Source organism: Halomonas sp. SSL-5 (assembly GCF_030708455.1).
GTDB lineage: Bacteria > Pseudomonadota > Gammaproteobacteria > Pseudomonadales > Halomonadaceae > Halomonas.
In genome coordinates this window covers 120355-139202 of sequence record NZ_JAUYWF010000003.1, presented here as the reverse complement: position 1 = coordinate 139202, position 18848 = coordinate 120355, and the positions used below count along the sequence as shown (strand labels likewise).

Sequence of the window (18848 nt, the reverse complement as noted above, 5' to 3'; positions counted from 1 at the left end):
GCCGTTCAGCGGCTTGCCGGGCGGGTCAGTGACGCGTCGCTGTCGGCACGCCCGAAGCGCTGCCAGGCCGCCACAACCAGAATGTTCAACAGGATCGCCCAGACCCCGGCGTGCCAGCCAAACGGCGAGCTCCATACGAAGTCCATCAGCACATAGGCGAGGCTACCGACCAGCGCGCCGGCCATCACGCTGGCACGCCGCAGCTGGGGCATGAACAGCGCCCCGATCACCATCGGGAACAGCTGCACGATCAGGCCGTAGGCGGTCAGCAGGATCATCACCAGCGAGCCCGGGTTGAGCAGCGCGACCAAGTAGGCCAGCAGCGACAGCCCCAGCACGCTCCAGCGAGTGGCACTCACCGCGGCCTCGTCGCTGGCGTTCTTCATCACGGTGGGGCCCATCACGTCGCGCACCAGCACCACGGCGGCGGTGTGGGCCAGGTTGGCGCCGGTGGACATGGCCGCCGCCAGGGCACCGGAGAGCATCAGGCCGATCACCCAGGGCGAGAAGTTGGCGACATCCATCACCATCTTCAGCAGCACGGTGTCGGAACGCTCCAGGGGCGCCTCGGCGAAGGCCAGGATGCCGGCGAAGCCGATGAACAGCAGCGGCACCAGCAGGTAGGCGTAGAGCGGATAGAAGACGCTCACCTTGCGCAGGGTCTTGCCGCTGTCGGCAGAGTAGAACTTCATGAACAGGTGCGGCCACATGGCGCCACCGAAGGCGCTGACCAGCACCGCGGTGCTGAAGTAGCCCCAGCCCATGCCGGTGGCACCGGGCATGGTCAGGTACTCCGGCGCCTGCTGCTGGAGCTGGGTAAACATCTCCCCCACCCCGCCGTAGAGCCGCTCGGGGATGGCCAGGCCCAGGAACCAGGCGATGGCGATCATCATCACGCCCTGCACCAGATTGGTCCAGCCGATGCCGCTCAGGCCGCTGGCGAAGACATAGGCCGCCACCACCAGGAAGGCCAGCAGGCCGCCCAGCCAGAACGGCACCGCCCCATCGGTGGCGGCCTGGAACAGCAGGCCGGCACCGGCGATCTGGATGGTCAGGTAGGGCACCAGCGCCACCACGCCGATCACCCCGGCCAGCATGCCCAGGGGCTTGCTGCGGTAGTGGTCGGCGATCATGTCACCCTGGGTGAGGTAGCCTCGCTCGCGGCCCAGCTTGGCCACCCGCGGGCCCAGCGCCCAGATGGTGATCGGCACCAGCGAGAGATAGGCGAGAATATAGAACGCTGGCGCACCGTGCTGGTAGGACCAGCCCGGCGTGCCCAGGAAGGCGAAGGCGGAGAAGATCTCGGCGCCGAGGATAAAGAACAGGATCACCACGCCCACGTGGCGGCCACCGGCCACATAGCCCTCGAGGTTCGAACTCGCCTGGCCCCGAGCGCGCAGGCCCACGGCCAACACCACCAGCAGGTAGGTCAGGGTGATGCCGATGACGATGATGGTATCACTCATGGCGGCCACCCCCGTGACGGACCGAGAAGGCTACCCACATGCCGATGAAGAGCAGCAGCATCCACAGGGTGTACCAGAAGAACAGGAAGGGCAGCCCGAACACGGTGGGCTCGATACGGTTGGCGATCAGGGCGCCGGGCCAGATCATGGCCAGGGTGCACAGCGCGAAGTGCAGCCCCGTCAGCAGGTGGTAGGTCTTGGTCATTGGGTCGTTCCGGCTCGCACGGGGCGAGACTTGTTATGGGTTGTGCTCTCACTATGGAACGCCGTCTGTGATAGAAAAAATATCGCTTTTGAATAGCTGACATGCCTTTCCGGCATGGGTAGAGTCGCCTGCATGCTCCCTTTTCAGGTCAGAACCCATGGAATTCCGCCAGCTCAGCTACTTCGTGGCCGTCGCCGAGACCGGCTCCATCTCCGCCGCCAGCCGTCGGGTACACGTCGCCCAGCCGGCGCTGACCCGTCAGATACGACTATTGGAGGAGAGCCTGGAGGTCAATCTACTGGAGCGCCATGCCCGCGGAGTGCGACTGACGGTGGCCGGCAAGGCGCTGTATGAAGAGGCCGTGATGCTGCTCGACCGCCGCACCCGGATCAAGACACGTCTCACCGCGCTGGGCAGCGGCCTGACCGGCAAGCTCGGCCTGGGGGTCACCGTGACCCACCTGTGGGTGCCGGAGGTGGCCGCGTTGTTGCGATGCTATCGCGATCGCTATCCAGAGGTCGGCTTCGAGGTCTTCCCGCTGCTCTCGGGTCCGCAGCTCGACCGGCTGCGCGAGGGTACCCTGGACGCCGGCATCCTGTATCTCGACAGCGCCGAGCAGCAGGGCCTGGAGACACGCCGACTGCAGGGCGATTACCTGATGCTGGCGGTGCCCGCCGACTCTCACTGGGCGAGCTCACCGCCGCGGCAGCTCAAGGAGCTCGAGCAGGCCGACTTCATCTGGGGCTTCCGCAGTGTCTCGCCGGTCTACTACGACCGCGTGATGGCGCACTTCCAGCGCCTCGACTTTCACCCCCGGGTGGTACAGTTCGGCGCCGACAACATCGCCATCCTCAGCATGGTGGCGGCGGGCCTGGGCATCGCCATCGTGCCCGCCGCCAGCGCCAGCCACCCCATGCCCGGCATCCGTTTCCTGCAACTGGAAGAACTGACACACAGCGACATGCCGCTGTGGCTGGCCTGGCGCAGCGGCAACGACTCCCCGGCACTGCACAACCTGGTGGCGCTGGCGGAGGCGAGCTTCACGCCGGCGCGCGGATCTCGGCCAGGTGATCCCGCTTGAGGTAGCAGGTGACGCCGGCCGCCCCGGCGACGAGGGTCGGCGTGTCGCCGGCGGGTAGGCGCAGCCAGCTCCCCTCTCCAAGGGTATGGCCCGGGGCCTCGCCGTCGAGGTCGAGTTCGCCGGCCAGCACCAGCAGCTCTACGCCCCGGGTCGCGTCGAGCGGCAACGCCTGCCCCGCCGCCAGGCGCTCCAGGCAGACCCGCTCGGCGGCGGATTCGAACAGCGGGCAGGTCTCGCGCCCCTCCCCCTGGCGATGCCAGGCGGCGGGGTCGTTGGTGTCGACACGTACCTGCCGGTCGTCCTCCGGCGGCATCTGCCACAGCTTGACGAAGAGGGTGGCGCCCGGCTCGCTGGAGGGTCGATGCGCGGAGCCCGGCGGGTTGCGCACATACCAGCCGGCCGGGAAGTCACCGCTCTCGTCGGAGAAGGTGCCGGAGAGCACCAGGATCTCCTCGCCGCCGGGATGCTCGTGAGGCGGGAAGTGGGAGCCTTGAGCGTAGCGCACCAGGCTGGTGGCGCGGGCCTTCTCGGCCCCCACCCGGTCGAGCATCACCCGCTCGACGCCGCCCTGGGGCGAGGCCACCCACTCGTACTGCTCCGGCGTGACGGCGGCACGCCGGGTGAAATCCGCATTGATGCGCATCATCACTCCTGGAAAGCGGAAGTTGAAAGAATTATCCCCCATGATGCTGGATTACGCTCCCCAGGCAAGGCTATGAGTGCTGCTTGACCCACTCGGCGGTGTCGGTGACCTCGGCGTAGGCGAAGGCCAGCCCGGCCATGAAGGACGCATGCACCTGGGCCGCCGGCACCGTCTCGCCGTTGAACGTCTGGTCGTGGGTGGCGCAGGCATCCTGCAGCACCGTGACCTGGTAGCCGAGATCCGAGGCGGCACGGGTGGCGGCGTCGATGCACATGTGGCTCATGGCGCCCACCACCACCAGCTTCTCGATGCCCTGCGCCTGCAGGTGCTCGTGCAGGTCGGTACCGAGGAAGGCGTTGACGCTGTGCTTGAGGACCACCGACTCGTTGCCCGATTCCCGCGGCGCCATGGTGGTGTGAATGCGCGCCCCCTCGCTGCCCGGCGCGAAGAAGGGCGCCTCGGCGGAGGGAAACTCGTGGCGGATATGCACGACCGGCAGCGAGTGTTCGCGGAAGTGCCCGAGCACGGCGGCAGCCTGCTCGGCAGCCGGTTCGATGCCCACCAGCGGCCACTTGCCGTCGGGGAAGTAGTCGTTCTGCAGGTCGACGATCATCAGGGCGGTATCGCTCATCGGGGAGTTCTCCTTGGAGGATGGAGCCTGCATCATGACAGGCATCGCCCGCCCGGTCGGGTGGCAGGAGTGACATAATGCAGGCAAGAAGTGACATCGCACCCCGCCAGGTCCGGATCGTAATCCTGCCACTGCCCGGCAGCGCTCGCTCGGCGGCCTATGGCCTGCAGGACATGTTCGGCAGTGCCAACCGCCTGCTCCGGGAGATGCAGGCAGCCCCCGAGGTGCACTTCACGGTGGAGGTGCTCCCGGAGCTGCCCGCGTCGGAATCTGAGGTGGTGCAGCCTGCCATCGTTATCGTGCCGCCCATCCTGGAGGGTGATGCCTACCTCCAGCCGCAGCCGGAACTCTGCCAGGCCCTGCGTGCCTGGCACGCCGCCGGCGCGGTGATCTGCTCCGCCTGTGCCGGCGCATTCCTGCTCGCCCAGGCCGGGCTGCTCGAGGGCCGGCGGGTCACCACCCACTGGCAGCTCGAAGAGAAATTTCGCACCCACTACCCCCACCTCACCCTGGATACCGATGCCCTGCTGATCACGGAGTCGGACCTGGTGACCGCGGGCGGCGTGATGGCCTGGGTGGACCTCGGCCTGCACCTGGTCGCACGTCATGTGCCACCCTCGGTGGTGCAGGCCCTGGGGCGCTTCCTGGTGATCGATACCGGCGAGCGCCAGCAGCGCTACTACCGCAGCTTCAGGCCCTCGATGGACCATGGCGACCGCGCGATCCTGCGCCTGCAACACCACCTGCAGGCACGCTTCACCGAGCGTCACCCCATCGCCGAGATGGCCGCCATCGCCGGCCTGGGCGAACGCACTCTGATGCGTCGCTTCCGCCAGGCCACCGGGTTTGGCCCCGTTGAGTACTTGCAGCAGCTGCGGCTGCAGCGCGCCCGGGAACTGCTCGAGAACCGCCGAGACACTGTGGAGCAGGTCGCCCTGGCGGTGGGCTACGAGGACACCAGCGCCTTTCGCAAGATGTTCCTCAAGCACACCGGCCTGACGCCGGGCCAGCATCGCGCCCGCTTCGCCACCCGGCCCGAAGGCGTTTGACATCGTCCCGGCGGCGCCGTACCGTGAAACCAGCGCCGATTTGACTCCCAGCTTGCGGGCGCTCTACAAATTCCGCTAAAGCGACGCCGAGAGCCCGCTTTAGCATCTGCAAAGCGGGTTCTGTGTATCTGGCCCTCGGGCCACCGCCGATTTAAGCACCAACTTGCGGGCGGGATAGAAATGCAGCTAAAGCGGCGCACGGCTCCACTCCCCTGGGTCGGCGCTTGCCGAACCACGACCTCCAGACAGGGGAAAAGGAGACCGACATGAGCCATCTCGCCCAGACCACCAGCGACCAACGCCAAGGTTCCACCACGCTCGCCCGCCTCGCCACGCTGGACCTGGGCGAGGACGACATCGTGCGCCCGGAGCTGCGCGACGACGCCATCCTCGCCGACCGCGCTCGGCGCGTCGTCCACCCGCGGCCCGGCCGACTTGATTCCCCCCGCCGGGCATGGCGAACTGATCCCATCACAACAACGGCAGGCCCGCACGAACGGGCGTAGAGGAGCACGGCATGACACGCAGGGACGCGAGCCCCCACCGCCTGGACCGGGCACTGGTGTGGGACGGATTCAAGGCGCTGCTGCCGCTCTCGCTGTTCGTCATCGTCTTCGGCGTCGCCTTCGGCCTGGCGGCGACCCAGGCCAGGCTCGGCGATCTGGAGATCGTGCTGATGAGCACCCTGGTCTTCGCCGGCGCCTCGCAGTTCGCCGCCCTGGAGTTGTGGGGGCCACAGGTGCCCTTCTTCACCCTGCTGGTAACGGTGTTTGCCATCAATGCACGCCACCTGCTGATGGGCGCCACCCTCTACCCCTGGCTCGAACCGCTCTCGCCGGCCCGGCGCTACGCCATCATGCTGGTCGCGTCCGACGCCAACTGGGCCATGGCCATGCAGGCCTTCGGCAGTGGCCGACCGGGACTGGGACTGCTGCTGGGCGGGGGTATTGCGCTGTGGGGCTTCTGGGTGCTGGGCACCTGGCTGGGCCTGAACATCGGCGGCGCGGTGCGCGACCCCGCGAGCCTGGGGCTCGACATGGTGATGGGCTGCTTCCTGCTCGCCATGGTGGTGGGCGGCGAGAAGAACCTGCGCATGCTGCTGATCTGGTCTGTGGCCGCCGGCGCCTCGCTGCTGGCCTTCTATTACCTGCCGGAGAACAGCCACGTGGTGGTGGGCGCCATCGCCGGCGGCCTGGTCGGCCTGGCCTGGGGGAAGCGCGAATGAGCCTCGAGACGGGCGGCCTGGGCGCGCTCTTCGTCATCCTGGCCATGGCGCTGGTGACCCTGGCGACCCGCTGGGGCGGCGTGTTCGTGATGTCCTTCGTGCCCATCGGCTACCGGGTGCGGCAGTTCATCCACGCCATGTCCGGTTCGGTGCTGGTGGCACTGCTCGCCCCCCTGGCGGTGACCGGCGACACCGGCGCCCGCCTGGCGCTGCTCACCACCGCCGTGATCATGCTGACGCTCAAGAAGCCGCTGCCGGCCATCGCCGGCGGCATCCTGGTGGCGGCGCTGTGCCGGCAGCTACTCCCCGCAGTGGGATAGCCCGCGGCCCCCTTCGCACCCGGAGTGCCGTCACGCTATCGTCACGCCTCACCCGCACCCTGGCAGGCTTGCCACCCGGTTGAAGGAGCAACTCATGAGCGACCACCAGTCCTCCTCGGGCCGTATTCGCGAGGTCTTCCGCGCCTTCCTGCTGCTCGGCCTGACCTCCTTCGGCGGCCCCATCGCCCATCTCGGCTACTACCGCAGCGAGTTCGTGGAGCGCCGCCGCTGGCTGACCGAGCCGGCCTACGCCGACCTGGTGGCGCTGTGCCAGTTCCTGCCCGGCCCCGCCAGCAGCCAGGTGGGCTTCGCCCTGGGGCTGATGCGCGGCGGCCCCTGGGGCGCGCTGGCGGCGTGGACGGCCTTCACCCTCCCCTCGGCGATCCTGCTTTCGCTCTTCGCGCTGGGCGCCGCCGCGTTCGAGGGGCCCCTCGGCCAGGGCCTGATCCATGGCCTCAAGGTCACCGCCGTGGCCATCGTCGCCCATGCGGTGTGGGGCATGGCCCGCACCCTCTGCCCCGACCGGCAGCGTGCGGGCATCGCCCTGGTCGCGGTGTTCACCGTGGTGCTGGTCGGCGGCGCCCTGGGCCAGGTGGCCGCCATCGTCATCGGTGCCCTGGCCGGCATGGCGCTCTGCCGCGCCCACGCCGAGGCCGAGGCGCATCCCCTGACGCTGCCGGTTTCCCGCCGCGCCGGCCATCTGGCGGGGGCGGCCTTCATCGCGCTGCTGGTGGGCCTGCCGCTGCTGGCCTGGGCCACGCCCTCGCTGACGCTTGAGGTGATGGACGCCTTCTACCGTGCCGGCGCCCTGGTGTTCGGCGGCGGCCACGTGGTGCTGCCACTGCTCGAGGCCGAGGTGGTGCAATCCGGCTGGGTCAGCGCCGACGACTTCCTGGCCGGCTACGGTGCCGCCCAGGCGATCCCCGGGCCACTCTTCACCTTCTCCGCCTACCTGGGAACGGTGATGGCCCCCCTGGGTGGCGGCCTCGCGGTCGCCGCCCTGGCTCTGGCGATGATCTTCCTGCCGGGAATGCTGCTGCTGGTGGCGGTGCTGCCCCACTGGAACCGCTTTCGTCGCTGGGACAGCGCCCAGTCGCTGATGCGCGGCGCCAACGCCGCCGTGGTGGGCATCCTGGGTGCGGCCCTCTACCAGCCGGTGTGGACCAGCGCCATCCTCGGCCCCCGGGAGTTCGCCCTGGCGCTCACCGGCTTTTTGCTGCTTAGCGTGTGGAAGCTGCCCGCCTGGGCGGTGGTGGCCGTGCTGGCGGGCGGCGGGGTGCTGATCTCGGTGTGAGGCAAGGGCCACGCCGAGCATGGGGTGGGGCGCGGGGAGTGCCGGTTACTCCGCGCGGTGCTTCCCGTGCTCCAGCAGCCACTCGCCGAGCCCGCTGTCCTCGAGGGAGTAGGCCCCCCGGCCGGACCGCCAGACCAGCGACTTGTCGCGCAGCGCATCGAGCCCCGCCTGGATCGACTGGGGGCGCACCCGACCCTTCCCGCCCTCGGCCTGCTCCGCGGCATTGATACGCGCCACCGTGGTATCGGAAAACATCGCCAGCCGCTCACCTGCCGCCGCGGCCTCGGCCAGCACACGCAGGATCGCACGCTGCAGCGGCGACAACACCACGTAGGCCGACTCGTATTCCGCCCAGAGACCGTGCTGCACGTCCACCGCCCCCTGCGCCAGCAACTTCCCCAGGTCGGGTGCCTGACCCAGCTCCAGGGCCACGCGCCTCACCACCTCACCCAGCAACTCGGGACGATGGCCGACCCGCCGGAACGCCTCGTACACATCCTTCGCGGCGAAGGTGTTGCCGGGCGCCAGCTTGGTGTTGAGATCCGCGGTGTAGGCCTCGATAAAGTCTTCCCCGAGCAGCGGGAAGGAGGTCACGCTGGAGCCGAAGAACGGCTGGTCTCGGCTCAATACCAGCATCGCCAGCTTGTCCCGGCTCGAGCCGGTGAGGATCAGGCGCAACCCCGGCGAGTCGCCCCCCAGGTTGAGGGCATCCCGGGCCGCCTTCAGCGCGAACATCGCGTTGATGCCGGCAGCGGTGTTCAGGGCATGCTGGGCCTCATCCACGATCATCACCACCATGCGCCCCGAGGCGGCCTGCAGCGCTTCAAGCGCCTCCGCCAGGGAGGCGCCTTCCGGCAGGCTCTCGCGATCCAGATCCCAGTGCAGCGTGCGCTCCAGCGAGATACGCTGCACACCCGCCGCCTTCAGCAGTTGCTTCAGCCGAGGCTCATGACGCTTCAGGGCCCGCATGACGGTGCGCTCGATCAGGTGCCCGGGATCCTCCTGGCGATTGGTCCACAGATCCACATACACCGCCTCCCAGCCACGCTGCTCGCAGAGCGGCATCAGATCCTGCTTGAGGAAGGTGCTTTTGCCCGTCCGCCGCGGTGCCGCCAGGAAGAGCCCCGAGCTGTAGTCGATCAGCCCTTCCCCGGTCAGCCCCTGAGCGATCGACTCGGCCAGGGCCTGCCGATGGTAGAGAAACTTCTGTAACCCCATGGCGTTTATACCCGATTAAAGCTATGGATGGATAATTATAGCTTCTATTATAATTGACTGGATCTAGCAGTCGCCTCACTCTCCCGGGCCGAATTTTCGACGTCGACGCAAGCGGAACAGCAGGTAGGCAGGCCACGGTCGGACTCGCGTCTGCGGCAGCGGGCGATCGATAGCCACCCCCATCACCAAGGAGCAGCACATGGCAGCCAGCAAAGGCCCCAAGTTCTATGTCGTCTGGGTCGGCCGACAGACCGGCATCTTCACCTCCTGGGAGGAGTGCAGCCGCCAGGTAAAAGGCTACCCCAAGGCACGCTTCAAATCCTTCCCCTCCCGCGAAGAGGCCGAAGCGGCGTTCTCGAAAGGCCCGGGCCGTGCCGCCCCCGCCAGGCCGAGTGAGTCCTCGGGCAACGGGGGCGTAACGCCTGCGAAGAAGCCCGCCCGGCGCAAGGCGCCCGCCTCACCGGGTGGCACCCCCGCCGCCGGGGGCAAGCGCTACGACACGGAGATCTACTGCGACGGCGCCTGTGAGCCCAACCCCGGGGATGCCGGCTCCGGCATGGCGATCTATCGTGACGGCAAGCTCGCTGAGCTCTGGTATGGTCTCTACAACCCCGCGGGCACCAACAACACGGCGGAGCTGAATGCCCTGCGACAGGCCCTGCTTGTCGCCCAGCAGGAGATCGCCCGCGGCGCCTCGGTGCGCATCCACTGCGACTCCACCTACACCATCAATGCCATCACCAAGTGGGCCGGCGGCTGGAAGAAGCGCGGCTGGAAGAAGGCCGACGGCCAGGCGATCAAGAACCCCGAGATCATCCAGCCCACCTACACGCTCTACGAAAGCCTGAAATCGCAGGTGACCATCGCCCATGTCAAGGGGCATGCCGGGGTCGAGGGCAACGAACTGGCCGACCGCATGGCCATGTATGGCGCCGACCGGCAGGAGCGCGATTTCGTTCGCTACCCGGTCGACGAGAGCGTCGCGGATATTCTCCGGCTGAAAAGAGGCTGACGCCGGGAGAGTCGAGGGAGTCGGAGTACGCCCCGGATTACGCCTGTTGCCAAGGGTCGATCAGCTGGACACCAAGGGACTCGAAGTCCTTGGTATTGCGAGTGGCAAGCACCGCCTGATGGCAGAGGCAGATCGCCCCGATCTGGGCATCCGGCATCTGCACCGCCCTGCCCACTCGTTCGCTCACGGTGACGCACTCGGCATAGCAAACCGCCGCCTCGGCATCGAAGGGAAGAATACGGCCGGCAAAGTCCTCCTCGAACATGGCGGCAGCAGCCGACGCCAAGGCGCGCCTGCGATGCCCTTCCGGCAAGCGCTGGATGCCGTGGAGGATCTCGGCAACGGTAATCGCCGTGATGGACACAAACGAAGCCTCTTGAGCGTCCAGCCAAGCGACCACGCGCGGCTCGGGAGAAGGACGCATCAGCTCGGAGAGCACATTGGTGTCCAGTACGATCACTCTTCGAACTCCGCCGCCCGTGGGCGCTGCTGGCGGCTCGGTACTTCCAGCTCAACCCCGCCCTCTTCGGCAAAGCGCTGCCGGATTCGGCTACCTAATCCCTGCCGAGGTGTTGTCGCCAGCGCGCGGCGCAGGATCAAGCGCACCTCTTCTTCCATGGAGTGCCCATGGCGCGCCGCCGACAGCCGGAGCTCGGCCTTCAGCGCATCATCCAGGTTACGAATCGTGATGCTGGCCATGCCGATTCTCCTGAATCATCATCAATGCTATCAATGATAGCAAACCAGGCCAGAAGTTCATTACGCCATGGCGAGGGTGGGTCAGGTTCCCCATTCTCCAGGTGCACCGGAGCACAAGCTCAGACGATCAGGCCGTTCCTGCGCAACGCCGCCATCACCTTGGTGGCCAGCTTCTCCAGGCGTTTGAGGTCGCCGAAGCGCGGCACCTCACCCTCCTCCAGGCGGTCCTCCCACTCCTCGAGCTCGGTATCCAGGAACTCCAGCAGCTTCTTCGAGCAACCGCGGCAGGGCCCTCGGCAGAGGCTCGCCTCGGGCGTGGCGAAGGGAACACGGGTTCGCATCTCACGGATCAGGCGATGCATGGCGGTGCCGAGGTCGGGCCGCGTGGGGCAAGGCATGGGGAAGAGCTCCTCTGACAAGGCATGTCCGGGCCTGCGAACGCGGTGGAACCGCACCGGTGGCATCGCAGGCCAATAGCGCTGTGTCAGGGGAGGCAAGCTGAACCTTGTTATGGGAGGGCGTCAGCCGAGCCGCCGCCTCTGATGGGAGGATTGCACGGCATGATCGATAGCTTGCTAATAACAATTCTACTCTTCTGGTCTCGTCGCGGCCAGATGGCATTCATCGCGTCCACTTAGCCCAGCCGCCCGTGACCCTGGGGCCGTCGAGGCTGCTCTCCCTCCGGCGTGATGATTGAAGAAAAAAAATGTTACCGATGTTTACAAACAGCGTTTTTCTACTAGCTTGATCATAAGGGGACCATGCCGACGGTGCGGGAAGGGTATTCACCATCGTGACCGGCGAAGCATCATCGAGAGCGGCCCCTGGAGTTTCAAGCAGTTGTCAGGGACCAAGGATGAATCGGGTCTGGCGATTGCCCCCTTTCGCGAAGCCGTCTTGTCTCAGGTCGCGCCTCGTGTCCAACAAGGGACAGCTATCATGAACATCTCCTTTGGCGCCCCGCTCACCTCCCATTGGCAGCATATCCATGCCGACTGGTGGCAGGACGATCAGGGCAACGACATACATCGTGTCGAGATCGACGACGACGCCCTCTACCACTGCCACCTCGCCGGTTCGCCGCTGCCGTGGGATGCGGTGGCCACCAGCCTGGACGAGGCCATGGCCGTCTTCGACACCAGGCCACAAGAGCGCCGCGAGCCGGTACCGGGGCGCGTGCCGGGGAACGGTACCCGATACCGGCGGCGCTGATCCGGGACAATGGCATGCTCCTCGGGTTATTGGGGTACGTCCCCAATTTCCCCAATTTCCCCAATTTCCCCAATTTCCCCCTGCCGTTGGATGTAGGTTATTGGGGTACGTCCCCAATAACCGCGCCCCCAAAAACCGATCAATTAACTCGGCACATATAAAACGAAATAAAGTGGAGAAAACCACCCTTATCACCGCCGAGTTGCTTTTTATTTTTCCTAGGGTATGGTCATGTAAACCTGCCCTATAAAAGCAGGAAAACTCCCCAGCACCGCCATTATTTATTGTGAGGCATCAAATTGGCTCGCAGACATTTTATCCTGAAAAAATCAGGGTACCTTGACTACCTGTTTACCAAGGGAATGCGCCACCCCTTCTTCTTCCGTGGACGACCCGTCGACTATGCCAGCGTCATCAGCCGCGTGGAGAACCTGGCGGCCGGCAGCGGCCTGACGCAAGCCGCTATCAACTGCACGATCAGATACCTCGATCTCTCCTCGGGAAAGCGCCAGGTCATCACCCTCACCCAACCCACCGAAGCCAACCCTTCCGCGGGGCTGGTCTCCATCCTCTCCCCATTGGGAGCCGCCCTGCTCTCATCCGCCGAGCAGGAGGTGGTAGGCGTCCGGATTCTCGGCATGGAGCGCAAGCTCCGCGTCCTCGACGTGCATCGCTGATACGTACTTTGATTGCCGCACATGCTGGATGACCCAGCCTAGAAAGCTTGCCGGCAAAGGCGGCATTTTGCCGGGACCTGACCAGGAGGAGTGACCCTATGAGCAAGGAAAAGGCCAAGAAGGCTCCCCAGAAGACGCTCAAGGAAAAGCGCAAGGAGAAGAAACAGAAGAAAGGTCGTGAAAACGATGGATAACCTTCACCAATAACCCATCAAGATGGCCGCCCCTGGCGGCCATCTTCCTTTCTGCTTGCAGACCAGACGCTACCGGCAGACGGGTGTCTCCATCATCGAGATCTGGTCGAACGGCATCGGCAGGGGCCGACGGCTCGACAGCGGCAAACGCAGGGTATCGAGGGCCGCCCTCGCCCCACAATACTGCTGCTTGCAGGCCTCGAAGGGCGCCGCCTCCAGGAGGATATCGAGACCGTCTTCCCGCAGCCGCAGCGTGCAGGCGCCATCGGTCACCGCAAAGCCCCCTCCCTGTGCCGTCGCCGTCAGGCGACCGGTGCCGCAGTGGTGCATGCCACCCTGCCAGGAGCTCAGCATGAAGCTGAGCGACTGGCCGTGCTCCTCCACGACCAGGGCATCGTCGCCACCGCGCGCGCAGTAGACGCCGGTGAGGCCCTGGGCCGACGCCTCGCCGGCGACGCCGAGCGCCAGCGCCGCGATCGTGGCCAGGCCCAGCGCTCGCCACGGATGGATGACGCTCACTCGTCGGGTGCCGATCATCGTTCCCCCTCCCCGCTGAAGAGGCACGCGCCTCTCCCCTCACCATAGAAGAGTGACACGCCACTTGCCCCAGAAGCGCCTCCCGCGCCTCGAGCCCGGGCGCCTTGGTCAGAGAGGCTCAGACGACCAGGCCGTTGCGGCGCAGCGCCGCCATCACCTTGGTGGCCAGCTTCTCCAGGCGTTTGAGGTCACCGAAGCGCGGCACCTCGCCCTCCTCCAGGCGGCCCTCCCACTCCTCGATTTCCGTATCGAGGAACTCCAGCAGCTTCTTCGAGCAGCCCCGGCAGGGCCCACGACACAGGCTCGACCCGGGCGTGGCGAAGGGAACGCGGGTACGGATCTCACGAATCAGAGCGTGCATGGCGGTGCCGGGATCGGGGCGCGTGGGGCGAGGCATGGGGAAGGTCTCCTCTGACAGGGCATGTGCCGGACCTGCGGCACGGTGGAACCACACCAGCGGCATCGCAGGCCGTCGCGCTGTGTCAGGGGAGGCAAGCGGGATTCTTGTAGTCGCGGTGCGTCAGCCGGAGTGCCGCATCCCATGGGATGGATCGCGCGGAAGATAGATAGCTTGCTAATAGCAATTCTACTCTGCCAAGGACGTCGCGGCCATGGGGGTCGGGTCGCTAATGGCGGCCTGCAGACTCTCCACCCTCAACACAGGCGCCAAGGGCCACTCTCGCCGATTCTCTCGACCAAACCCTCGGATTCGAGAGTACGTATGATGCCAACACCCCAGTACTGCTGTTGGGACTCTGGTGCTTTTCGTTGATCACCCCAGCCAAGCCCACACTCTCGGAATATCCGTGCCAACCTGATGCCCTCTTGCCCTGGCTGGCATTCGGGCCGTGAACGCATGTAATCGAGAAACAGCCCCCTGGCCAATTCTCTGATGCCCTGCCCCCGCTCCTCGAAACTGTCCATAACAGGCTCCAAACTATCTTGCCGCTGTAGTGCGGCATCAATACTGCTGTGAGCGTACCTCCCAGCCCGCCAGAAACTTTAGTATCAACAGCTCGAACTTCCTACCCGTTTACTCGTCATCCAGCAGTATGAACTTCTTGTGGTTGCTGAGGGCGTCGGATGCATTCTTCGGAAAGAGGCTGGGCATATCACATGGGCTTTTCCTATTGAATTACCCTACAGGCTACGGGCAATGCATCATTCCCCCAATTAGCTGACAGCTACCACCGGTAGTTGGGAAGTGAGTGTTTCCTGCGCCGCGATTATAGCGGTTTCCGAGATTATCCCAGCACCCTCCAGCATCGCAGTTTGTAATCGTACTAGGTTGTGGAGGCGGAGCAGGCATTGGAGACGGTGAAGACCCAGCAGGTGAGACTGGGTTGCGGGGCGAGCCAGACTCAGACGGCTGTGGTGAAGCAACACCAGTGGAAGATCCCAGCTCAATAGCGGCTTTTCTCTGAAGCACCTTCGCCTCTCTCACCATTGACGACCTAGATGGAGCAACCGTTAAACGGGCTGCATTCTCGGCAATATTATTGGACTCTCGCAATGATGAAACACCAGAAGAAGAAGCCCTTGTCGCTGACTGCAGTATCGATGCTGACTTTAAGAGGTGTCTTGCAAGCTCTGCCTTCCGTGACTTGGCACTTCGGTCATTCAGCCTTTCAGCTTGCTCAGATGCTTGCCGCGCATCATACAATATTGCTCCTACCTGATGAGCGTATTGACCGTCGTTCCCACCTCTCTCTTGTACTGCTTGACCCGAGCCCCGAATCGACTGCTGGCGCGCAAGAGCCCTGGCACCAGACCTGTCAATCACACTGATACTGGAGTCCATCTCCTCTTCAATGCCTGCTCCTGACGAGCCACAGGGTATACCCGAGTATGTCACCTTTCCCGCGCCATCCTCACAACGGTATACCTGAGCGCCAGCTATTTGCGCAAACAAGAACACACCCGACAACACCACAATCAGCCTGATCATCCCCACCTCCGCCATCCCGACAAACTTCCAGCCAGGCCAGCTGGTATTACGACAGCTTAACCATAGACAAACTATATACGTGTCTGCCCGCTTCTCCCCGCCAACAGCTTCAAAATCAACAGCGCGAACTGCCTCCCCGTCGCCTCGTCCTCCAGCAACGGCATGCTGAGCTTCTCGTGGTCGCTGAGGGCGTCGAGCACGGCATCGGTGACCTTCTTCGGAAACAGGCCGTGCATCACCTGGTCCTCGCTGTGGTTACGCACCTGGGCCATCACGGATTCATCGCGCTCGATACGATCGGCGATGCCGTTGGCGAAGTGCAGCTTGTCGTCGTCGCTGACCTCGGCGCCGTAGAGGTCGTTGAGCCGGTCGATGATCTCAGCCAGACGCTGTTTCTCCGGGTCATGGGGCTTGCCTGAGCCGACCTCGCTGACCGGGGTGAGGCCGTAGTCGCCCTCGGCCTCCTCCAGGCGCAGGCGCTTCTCCTCGCGCTTGGTGAGGCGGTAGTGGGTCAGCTCCAGCTCGCTGACGTCGATGCCCTCCTCCTCCAGCAGCCGGTCGGTGCGCAGCAGAGGGACGAGGTGGCGGGCGTAGACGCACAGCTGCTCCAGCTCGGCGTCGTCGAAGGTGACGATCTGGCTGAGGAACTCGTAGGTGCGCACGAAGCTCTGCAGGTTCTTGCGGAACAGGTCGAGCTCGTCCTGGGCGGTGCCGGCCTCCTTGAGCTCCTGCTCGGCGCGCTTGAGGCCCTTGTCGTCGCCGTCCTGTTCGGCGATGCGGCGGGCCTCCTTCCAGGTCTGCTGCTGCTCGAGGAGCGCCTGGTACTTGTGCTTGAAGCGGTCCTGGGCGGGGCGGCAGTAATAGCTGAGGCTCGAGGCCGGGGCCTTGGGGTCGAAGAAGGCCTTGGCGAAACCCTCCACCTCGGGCCAGTGGTAGATGCCACTGGCGTCCAGGCTGCGCTGCAGGTCATAGACGACGTTGGGATCGGAGACGTCGGCCAGCTCCGCCTTGCGGTAGTAGGGCGCGAAGGCGTCGAGGATCTCCTGCTCGTCGTTGTAGAAGTCAAGAATGAAGGTCTGCTTGCCGGGGAACAGCCGGTTGAGGCGCGAGAGGGTCTGCACGCAGTCCACGCCCTGGAGCTTCTTGTCCACGTACATGGCGCAGAGCTTGGGCTGATCGAAGCCGGTCTGGAACTTGTTGGCGGCGATCATCACGTTGTAGTCGTCGGTGTCGAACGCCTCGGCCAGGTCGCGCCCCTTGAGCCCGGGGTTGAGCAGCTTGCTGGTCTCGGTGACCTCCCCGGGGATCACCGCGTCGGGCGGCACGCTGCCGGAGAAGGCGACCATGGGGTGGACGTCGTCGTAGCCCTTCTCGGCGATGTAATCGCGCATGGCCAGCTGGTAGCGCACCGCCTCCTGGCGGCTGGCGGTGACCACCATGGCCTTGGCCTGGCCGTCGAGCAGGTGGCGGACGTTGTCGCGGTAGTGCTCGACGATCACCTCGACCCGCTGGGCGATGTTGTAGGGGTGCAGCCGCACCCACTTGGCCAGGGTCCGTGAGGCCTTCTTGGAATCGACCTCCTGATCCTCGCCCTCGGGGTGGGCAAGCTTCCAAGCGGTGCTGTAGGTGACGTAGTTAGTGAGCACGTCGAGGATGAAGCCCTCCTCGATGGCCTGGCGCATGGAGTAGAGGTGGAACGGCTCGGGCTTGTTGTCGGCGCTTGCCGGCAGGTCGGGATCCGGCGGGCGCCGGTTCGCCGGCCGACCGAACAGCTCCAGGGTCTTGGCCTTGGGGGTGGCGGTGAAGGCGTAGTAGCTGATGCGCTCGCTGGGGCGGCGCGAGGCCACGGCGGCATCGAGCATGGCCTCCGCGCTCACTTCAAGCTCGCCGCCCCCCTCGCGCCCATCATCCCCTTCCATCGTCTCTCCCGCGGCGGCCAGCAGCGCCTTGAGCTTGCTGGCCGAGCTGCCGGTCTGCGAGGAGTGGGCCTCGTCGGCGATCACCGCGTAGTTGCCCTCGGCGAGCTGGGGTCGCTTGTCCAGGGCGTCGAACAGTGCCGGGAAGGTCTGGATAGTGACGATGATGATGCGGGTATTGCTGGCCAGCGCCTCGGCGAGCTGCTCGGACTTGCTCTGGTTGCCGATGTCGCGGGTGATCGGCCGCACCACGCCGTGGGCGTGCTCGAACTGGTAGATGGTGTCCTGCAGCTGGCTGTCGAGCACGGTGCGATCGGTGACCACGATCACCGAGTTGAACAGCTTGGTGCCATCCTCGGCGTAGAGGTTGGCCAGCTGGTGGGCGACCCAGGCGATGGAGTTGGATTTCCCCGAGCCGGCACTGTGCTGCACCAGGTAACGTAGCCCCGGCCCCTCGGCCAGGGTGGCCTGCACCAGGTGATTGACCACTTCCCACTGGTGATAGCGGGGGAAGATCAGGGTCTCCTTGGTGGTGCGGCGGCCATGGAAGTCCTCGCTGGTTTTCTTCTCCAGGTGCAGGAAGCGGCCGAGTACCTTCAGCCAGGCGTCCGGGGCGAAGACCTCTTCCCACAGATAGGCGGTGGCGTAGCTGTTGGCGTCCGGCGCGGGCGGGTTACCGGCGCCGCCCTCCTCGGTACCGCGGTTGAAGGGCAGGAAGAAGGTATCCTTGCCGGCCAGCCGGGTGGTCATCGCCACCTCGGCCTGGCTCACCGCGAAGTGAACCAGGGCGCCGCGCTTGAAGGTCAACAGCGGCTCGGGCTTCCGGGTGACGGGATCCTTGATCGGGCGGTCCTGGCGATACTGACGCTTGGCGTTCTCCACCGTCTGCTTGAACTGGCTCTTGAGCTCGAGTGTCGCGGTGGGGATGCCGTTGACGAACAGCACCAGGTCGAGGCGGGGGTTGTAGCTCTCACCGCCGTTGTTGCCCTTCTCGCGGGCGTGGGGCGAATAGGAGACCTCGGGCACCACCCGCAGGCGATTGGCGCGGTAGCGGGCCAGGGAGTCGGGATTCATGCCGTGATCGGGCGGGAAGCTGCAGAGGTCGAACTTCACCCCCGGCACCTTGAAGCCGTGGCGCAGCACCTCCAGGGTGCCGGCCCGCTCCAGCTCGCGGACCACCTTCTGCACAAACACCTTTTCCGGCGTCTTGGGGTTGGCCTTGCAGAACTTCTCCCAGCGCTCCGGCCAGGCCTCACGCACATAGCCGAGCAGGTCCTCGGTGTAGAGCGCCGACGCACGGTCGTAGCCGCTGGCCGTGCCGGCCTTCCAGCCGTGGGCCGTCATGGCCTCGATGATGTCCTGCTGGAAGCGGGCTTCCCTGCTGTCCGCCATGGTGTCTCCCTGCGCGTTTTTTCTTTACTTGCCTTAGCCTACGCCGTCAGCGACACCTGCACAAAAAGTAACCCCCCAGGGTGCGCATCCGTGAGAGGCGTGGGGGGTGTTGTTGCGGGGAGATATTTT

21 protein-coding genes are annotated in these 18848 nt (G+C 65.5%); 9 read left to right on the top strand and 12 right to left on the bottom strand.

The features are described 5' to 3' along the window. Positions 1–5: 5 nt before the first annotated feature. Together RAN53_RS04275 and RAN53_RS04270 are read right to left on the bottom strand one after the other, a co-directional pair. The gene (locus RAN53_RS04275) at positions 6–1466 is read right to left on the bottom strand and encodes a sodium:solute symporter family protein (protein WP_305795576.1); all 1461 of its coding nucleotides are present in this window, start codon (positions 1464–1466) and stop codon (positions 6–8) included. Then, the gene (locus RAN53_RS04270; protein WP_305795574.1) at positions 1459–1671 is read right to left on the bottom strand and encodes a hypothetical protein; all 213 of its coding nucleotides are present in this window, start codon (positions 1669–1671) and stop codon (positions 1459–1461) included. Before RAN53_RS04270 ends, RAN53_RS04275 begins: the two co-directional genes overlap by 8 nt. A gap of 157 nt (positions 1672–1828) precedes the next feature. Between RAN53_RS04270 and RAN53_RS04265 the strand changes: the two genes are divergently transcribed. Continuing rightward, a complete protein-coding gene (locus RAN53_RS04265; protein WP_305795573.1) occupies positions 1829–2752 on the top strand; it encodes a LysR family transcriptional regulator in 924 nt (307 codons plus the stop codon). Here RAN53_RS04265 and RAN53_RS04260 read toward each other — a convergent pair. Beyond that, on the bottom strand, positions 2712–3395 hold the full coding sequence (locus tag RAN53_RS04260; protein WP_305795572.1) for a cupin domain-containing protein: 684 nt from the start codon (positions 3393–3395) through the stop codon (positions 2712–2714). The genes RAN53_RS04265 and RAN53_RS04260 overlap by 41 nt on opposite strands. A gap of 70 nt (positions 3396–3465) precedes the next feature. Beyond that, positions 3466–4026 (bottom strand): cysteine hydrolase family protein, encoded by a 561-nt coding sequence (locus tag RAN53_RS04255; RefSeq protein ID WP_305795571.1) that lies wholly within the window; start codon positions 4024–4026, stop codon positions 3466–3468. 77 nt (positions 4027–4103) lie between these two features. Between RAN53_RS04255 and RAN53_RS04250 the strand changes: the two genes are divergently transcribed. The 5 genes from RAN53_RS04250 (at position 4104) to chrA (ending at position 7914) form a co-directional block, all read left to right on the top strand. Next, a complete protein-coding gene (locus RAN53_RS04250) occupies positions 4104–5075 on the top strand; it encodes a GlxA family transcriptional regulator (RefSeq protein WP_305795570.1) in 972 nt (323 codons plus the stop codon). Positions 5076–5341: 266 nt separating this feature from the next. After that, the gene (locus tag RAN53_RS04245) at positions 5342–5581 is read left to right on the top strand and encodes a hypothetical protein (protein WP_305795569.1); all 240 of its coding nucleotides are present in this window, start codon (positions 5342–5344) and stop codon (positions 5579–5581) included. A gap of 11 nt (positions 5582–5592) precedes the next feature. After that, positions 5593–6300 (top strand): AzlC family ABC transporter permease, encoded by a 708-nt coding sequence (locus tag RAN53_RS04240; RefSeq protein WP_305795568.1) that lies wholly within the window; start codon positions 5593–5595, stop codon positions 6298–6300. Beyond that, positions 6297–6620, top strand: a complete 324-nt coding sequence (locus tag RAN53_RS04235; RefSeq protein WP_305795567.1) for an AzlD family protein — start codon at positions 6297–6299, stop codon at positions 6618–6620. The genes RAN53_RS04240 and RAN53_RS04235 overlap by 4 nt, the downstream gene beginning before the upstream one ends. 94 nt (positions 6621–6714) lie before the next feature. Further along, positions 6715–7914: a chromate efflux transporter gene (gene chrA, locus RAN53_RS04230; protein WP_305795566.1), complete on the top strand. Its 1200-nt coding sequence runs from the start codon at positions 6715–6717 to the stop codon at positions 7912–7914. Between the two features lie 45 nt (positions 7915–7959). Here chrA and RAN53_RS04225 read toward each other — a convergent pair whose 3' ends face one another. Continuing rightward, positions 7960–9132 (bottom strand): hypothetical protein, encoded by a 1173-nt coding sequence (locus RAN53_RS04225; protein ID WP_305795565.1) that lies wholly within the window; start codon positions 9130–9132, stop codon positions 7960–7962. Positions 9133–9331: 199 nt separating this feature from the next. Between RAN53_RS04225 and RAN53_RS04220 the strand changes: the two genes are divergently transcribed. Then, on the top strand, positions 9332–10144 hold the full coding sequence (locus RAN53_RS04220; protein ID WP_305795564.1) for a ribonuclease H family protein: 813 nt from the start codon (positions 9332–9334) through the stop codon (positions 10142–10144). A 37-nt stretch (positions 10145–10181) separates the two neighbouring features. Here the strand turns inward: RAN53_RS04220 and RAN53_RS04215 are convergent, their stop codons facing one another. The 3 genes from RAN53_RS04215 to RAN53_RS04205 all read right to left on the bottom strand — a co-directional run bounded on the left by RAN53_RS04215 (position 10182) and on the right by RAN53_RS04205 (position 11241). Further along, positions 10182–10604 (bottom strand): type II toxin-antitoxin system VapC family toxin, encoded by a 423-nt coding sequence (locus RAN53_RS04215; protein WP_305795563.1) that lies wholly within the window; start codon positions 10602–10604, stop codon positions 10182–10184. Further along, a complete protein-coding gene (locus tag RAN53_RS04210; RefSeq protein ID WP_305795562.1) occupies positions 10601–10843 on the bottom strand; it encodes a FitA-like ribbon-helix-helix domain-containing protein in 243 nt (80 codons plus the stop codon). The genes RAN53_RS04215 and RAN53_RS04210 overlap by 4 nt, the downstream gene beginning before the upstream one ends. Positions 10844–10962: 119 nt before the next feature. Beyond that, positions 10963–11241 (bottom strand): hypothetical protein, encoded by a 279-nt coding sequence (locus RAN53_RS04205; protein ID WP_305795561.1) that lies wholly within the window; start codon positions 11239–11241, stop codon positions 10963–10965. Positions 11242–11782: 541 nt separating this feature from the next. Here RAN53_RS04205 and RAN53_RS04200 point away from each other — a divergent pair. Beyond that, positions 11783–12055: a hypothetical protein gene (locus RAN53_RS04200; protein WP_161431354.1), complete on the top strand. Its 273-nt coding sequence runs from the start codon at positions 11783–11785 to the stop codon at positions 12053–12055. 299 nt (positions 12056–12354) lie between these two features. Beyond that, a complete protein-coding gene (locus RAN53_RS04195; protein WP_305795560.1) occupies positions 12355–12732 on the top strand; it encodes a GreA/GreB family elongation factor in 378 nt (125 codons plus the stop codon). A gap of 263 nt (positions 12733–12995) precedes the next feature. Here RAN53_RS04195 and RAN53_RS04190 read toward each other — a convergent pair whose 3' ends face one another. From RAN53_RS04190 to RAN53_RS04180, 4 genes are all read right to left on the bottom strand, one after another. After that, on the bottom strand, positions 12996–13463 hold the full coding sequence (locus RAN53_RS04190; RefSeq protein ID WP_305795559.1) for a hypothetical protein: 468 nt from the start codon (positions 13461–13463) through the stop codon (positions 12996–12998). 118 nt (positions 13464–13581) lie between these two features. Beyond that, entirely contained in the window at positions 13582–13860 is a 279-nt protein-coding gene (locus RAN53_RS04185; RefSeq protein WP_305795558.1) for a hypothetical protein, read from the bottom strand. 750 nt (positions 13861–14610) lie between these two features. Beyond that, positions 14611–15411 (bottom strand): DUF4124 domain-containing protein, encoded by an 801-nt coding sequence (locus tag RAN53_RS16350; protein ID WP_414842956.1) that lies wholly within the window; start codon positions 15409–15411, stop codon positions 14611–14613. A 71-nt stretch (positions 15412–15482) separates the two neighbouring features. Next, a complete protein-coding gene (locus RAN53_RS04180) occupies positions 15483–18719 on the bottom strand; it encodes a type I restriction endonuclease subunit R (protein WP_305795557.1) in 3237 nt (1078 codons plus the stop codon). Positions 18720–18848: the final 129 nt, after the last annotated feature.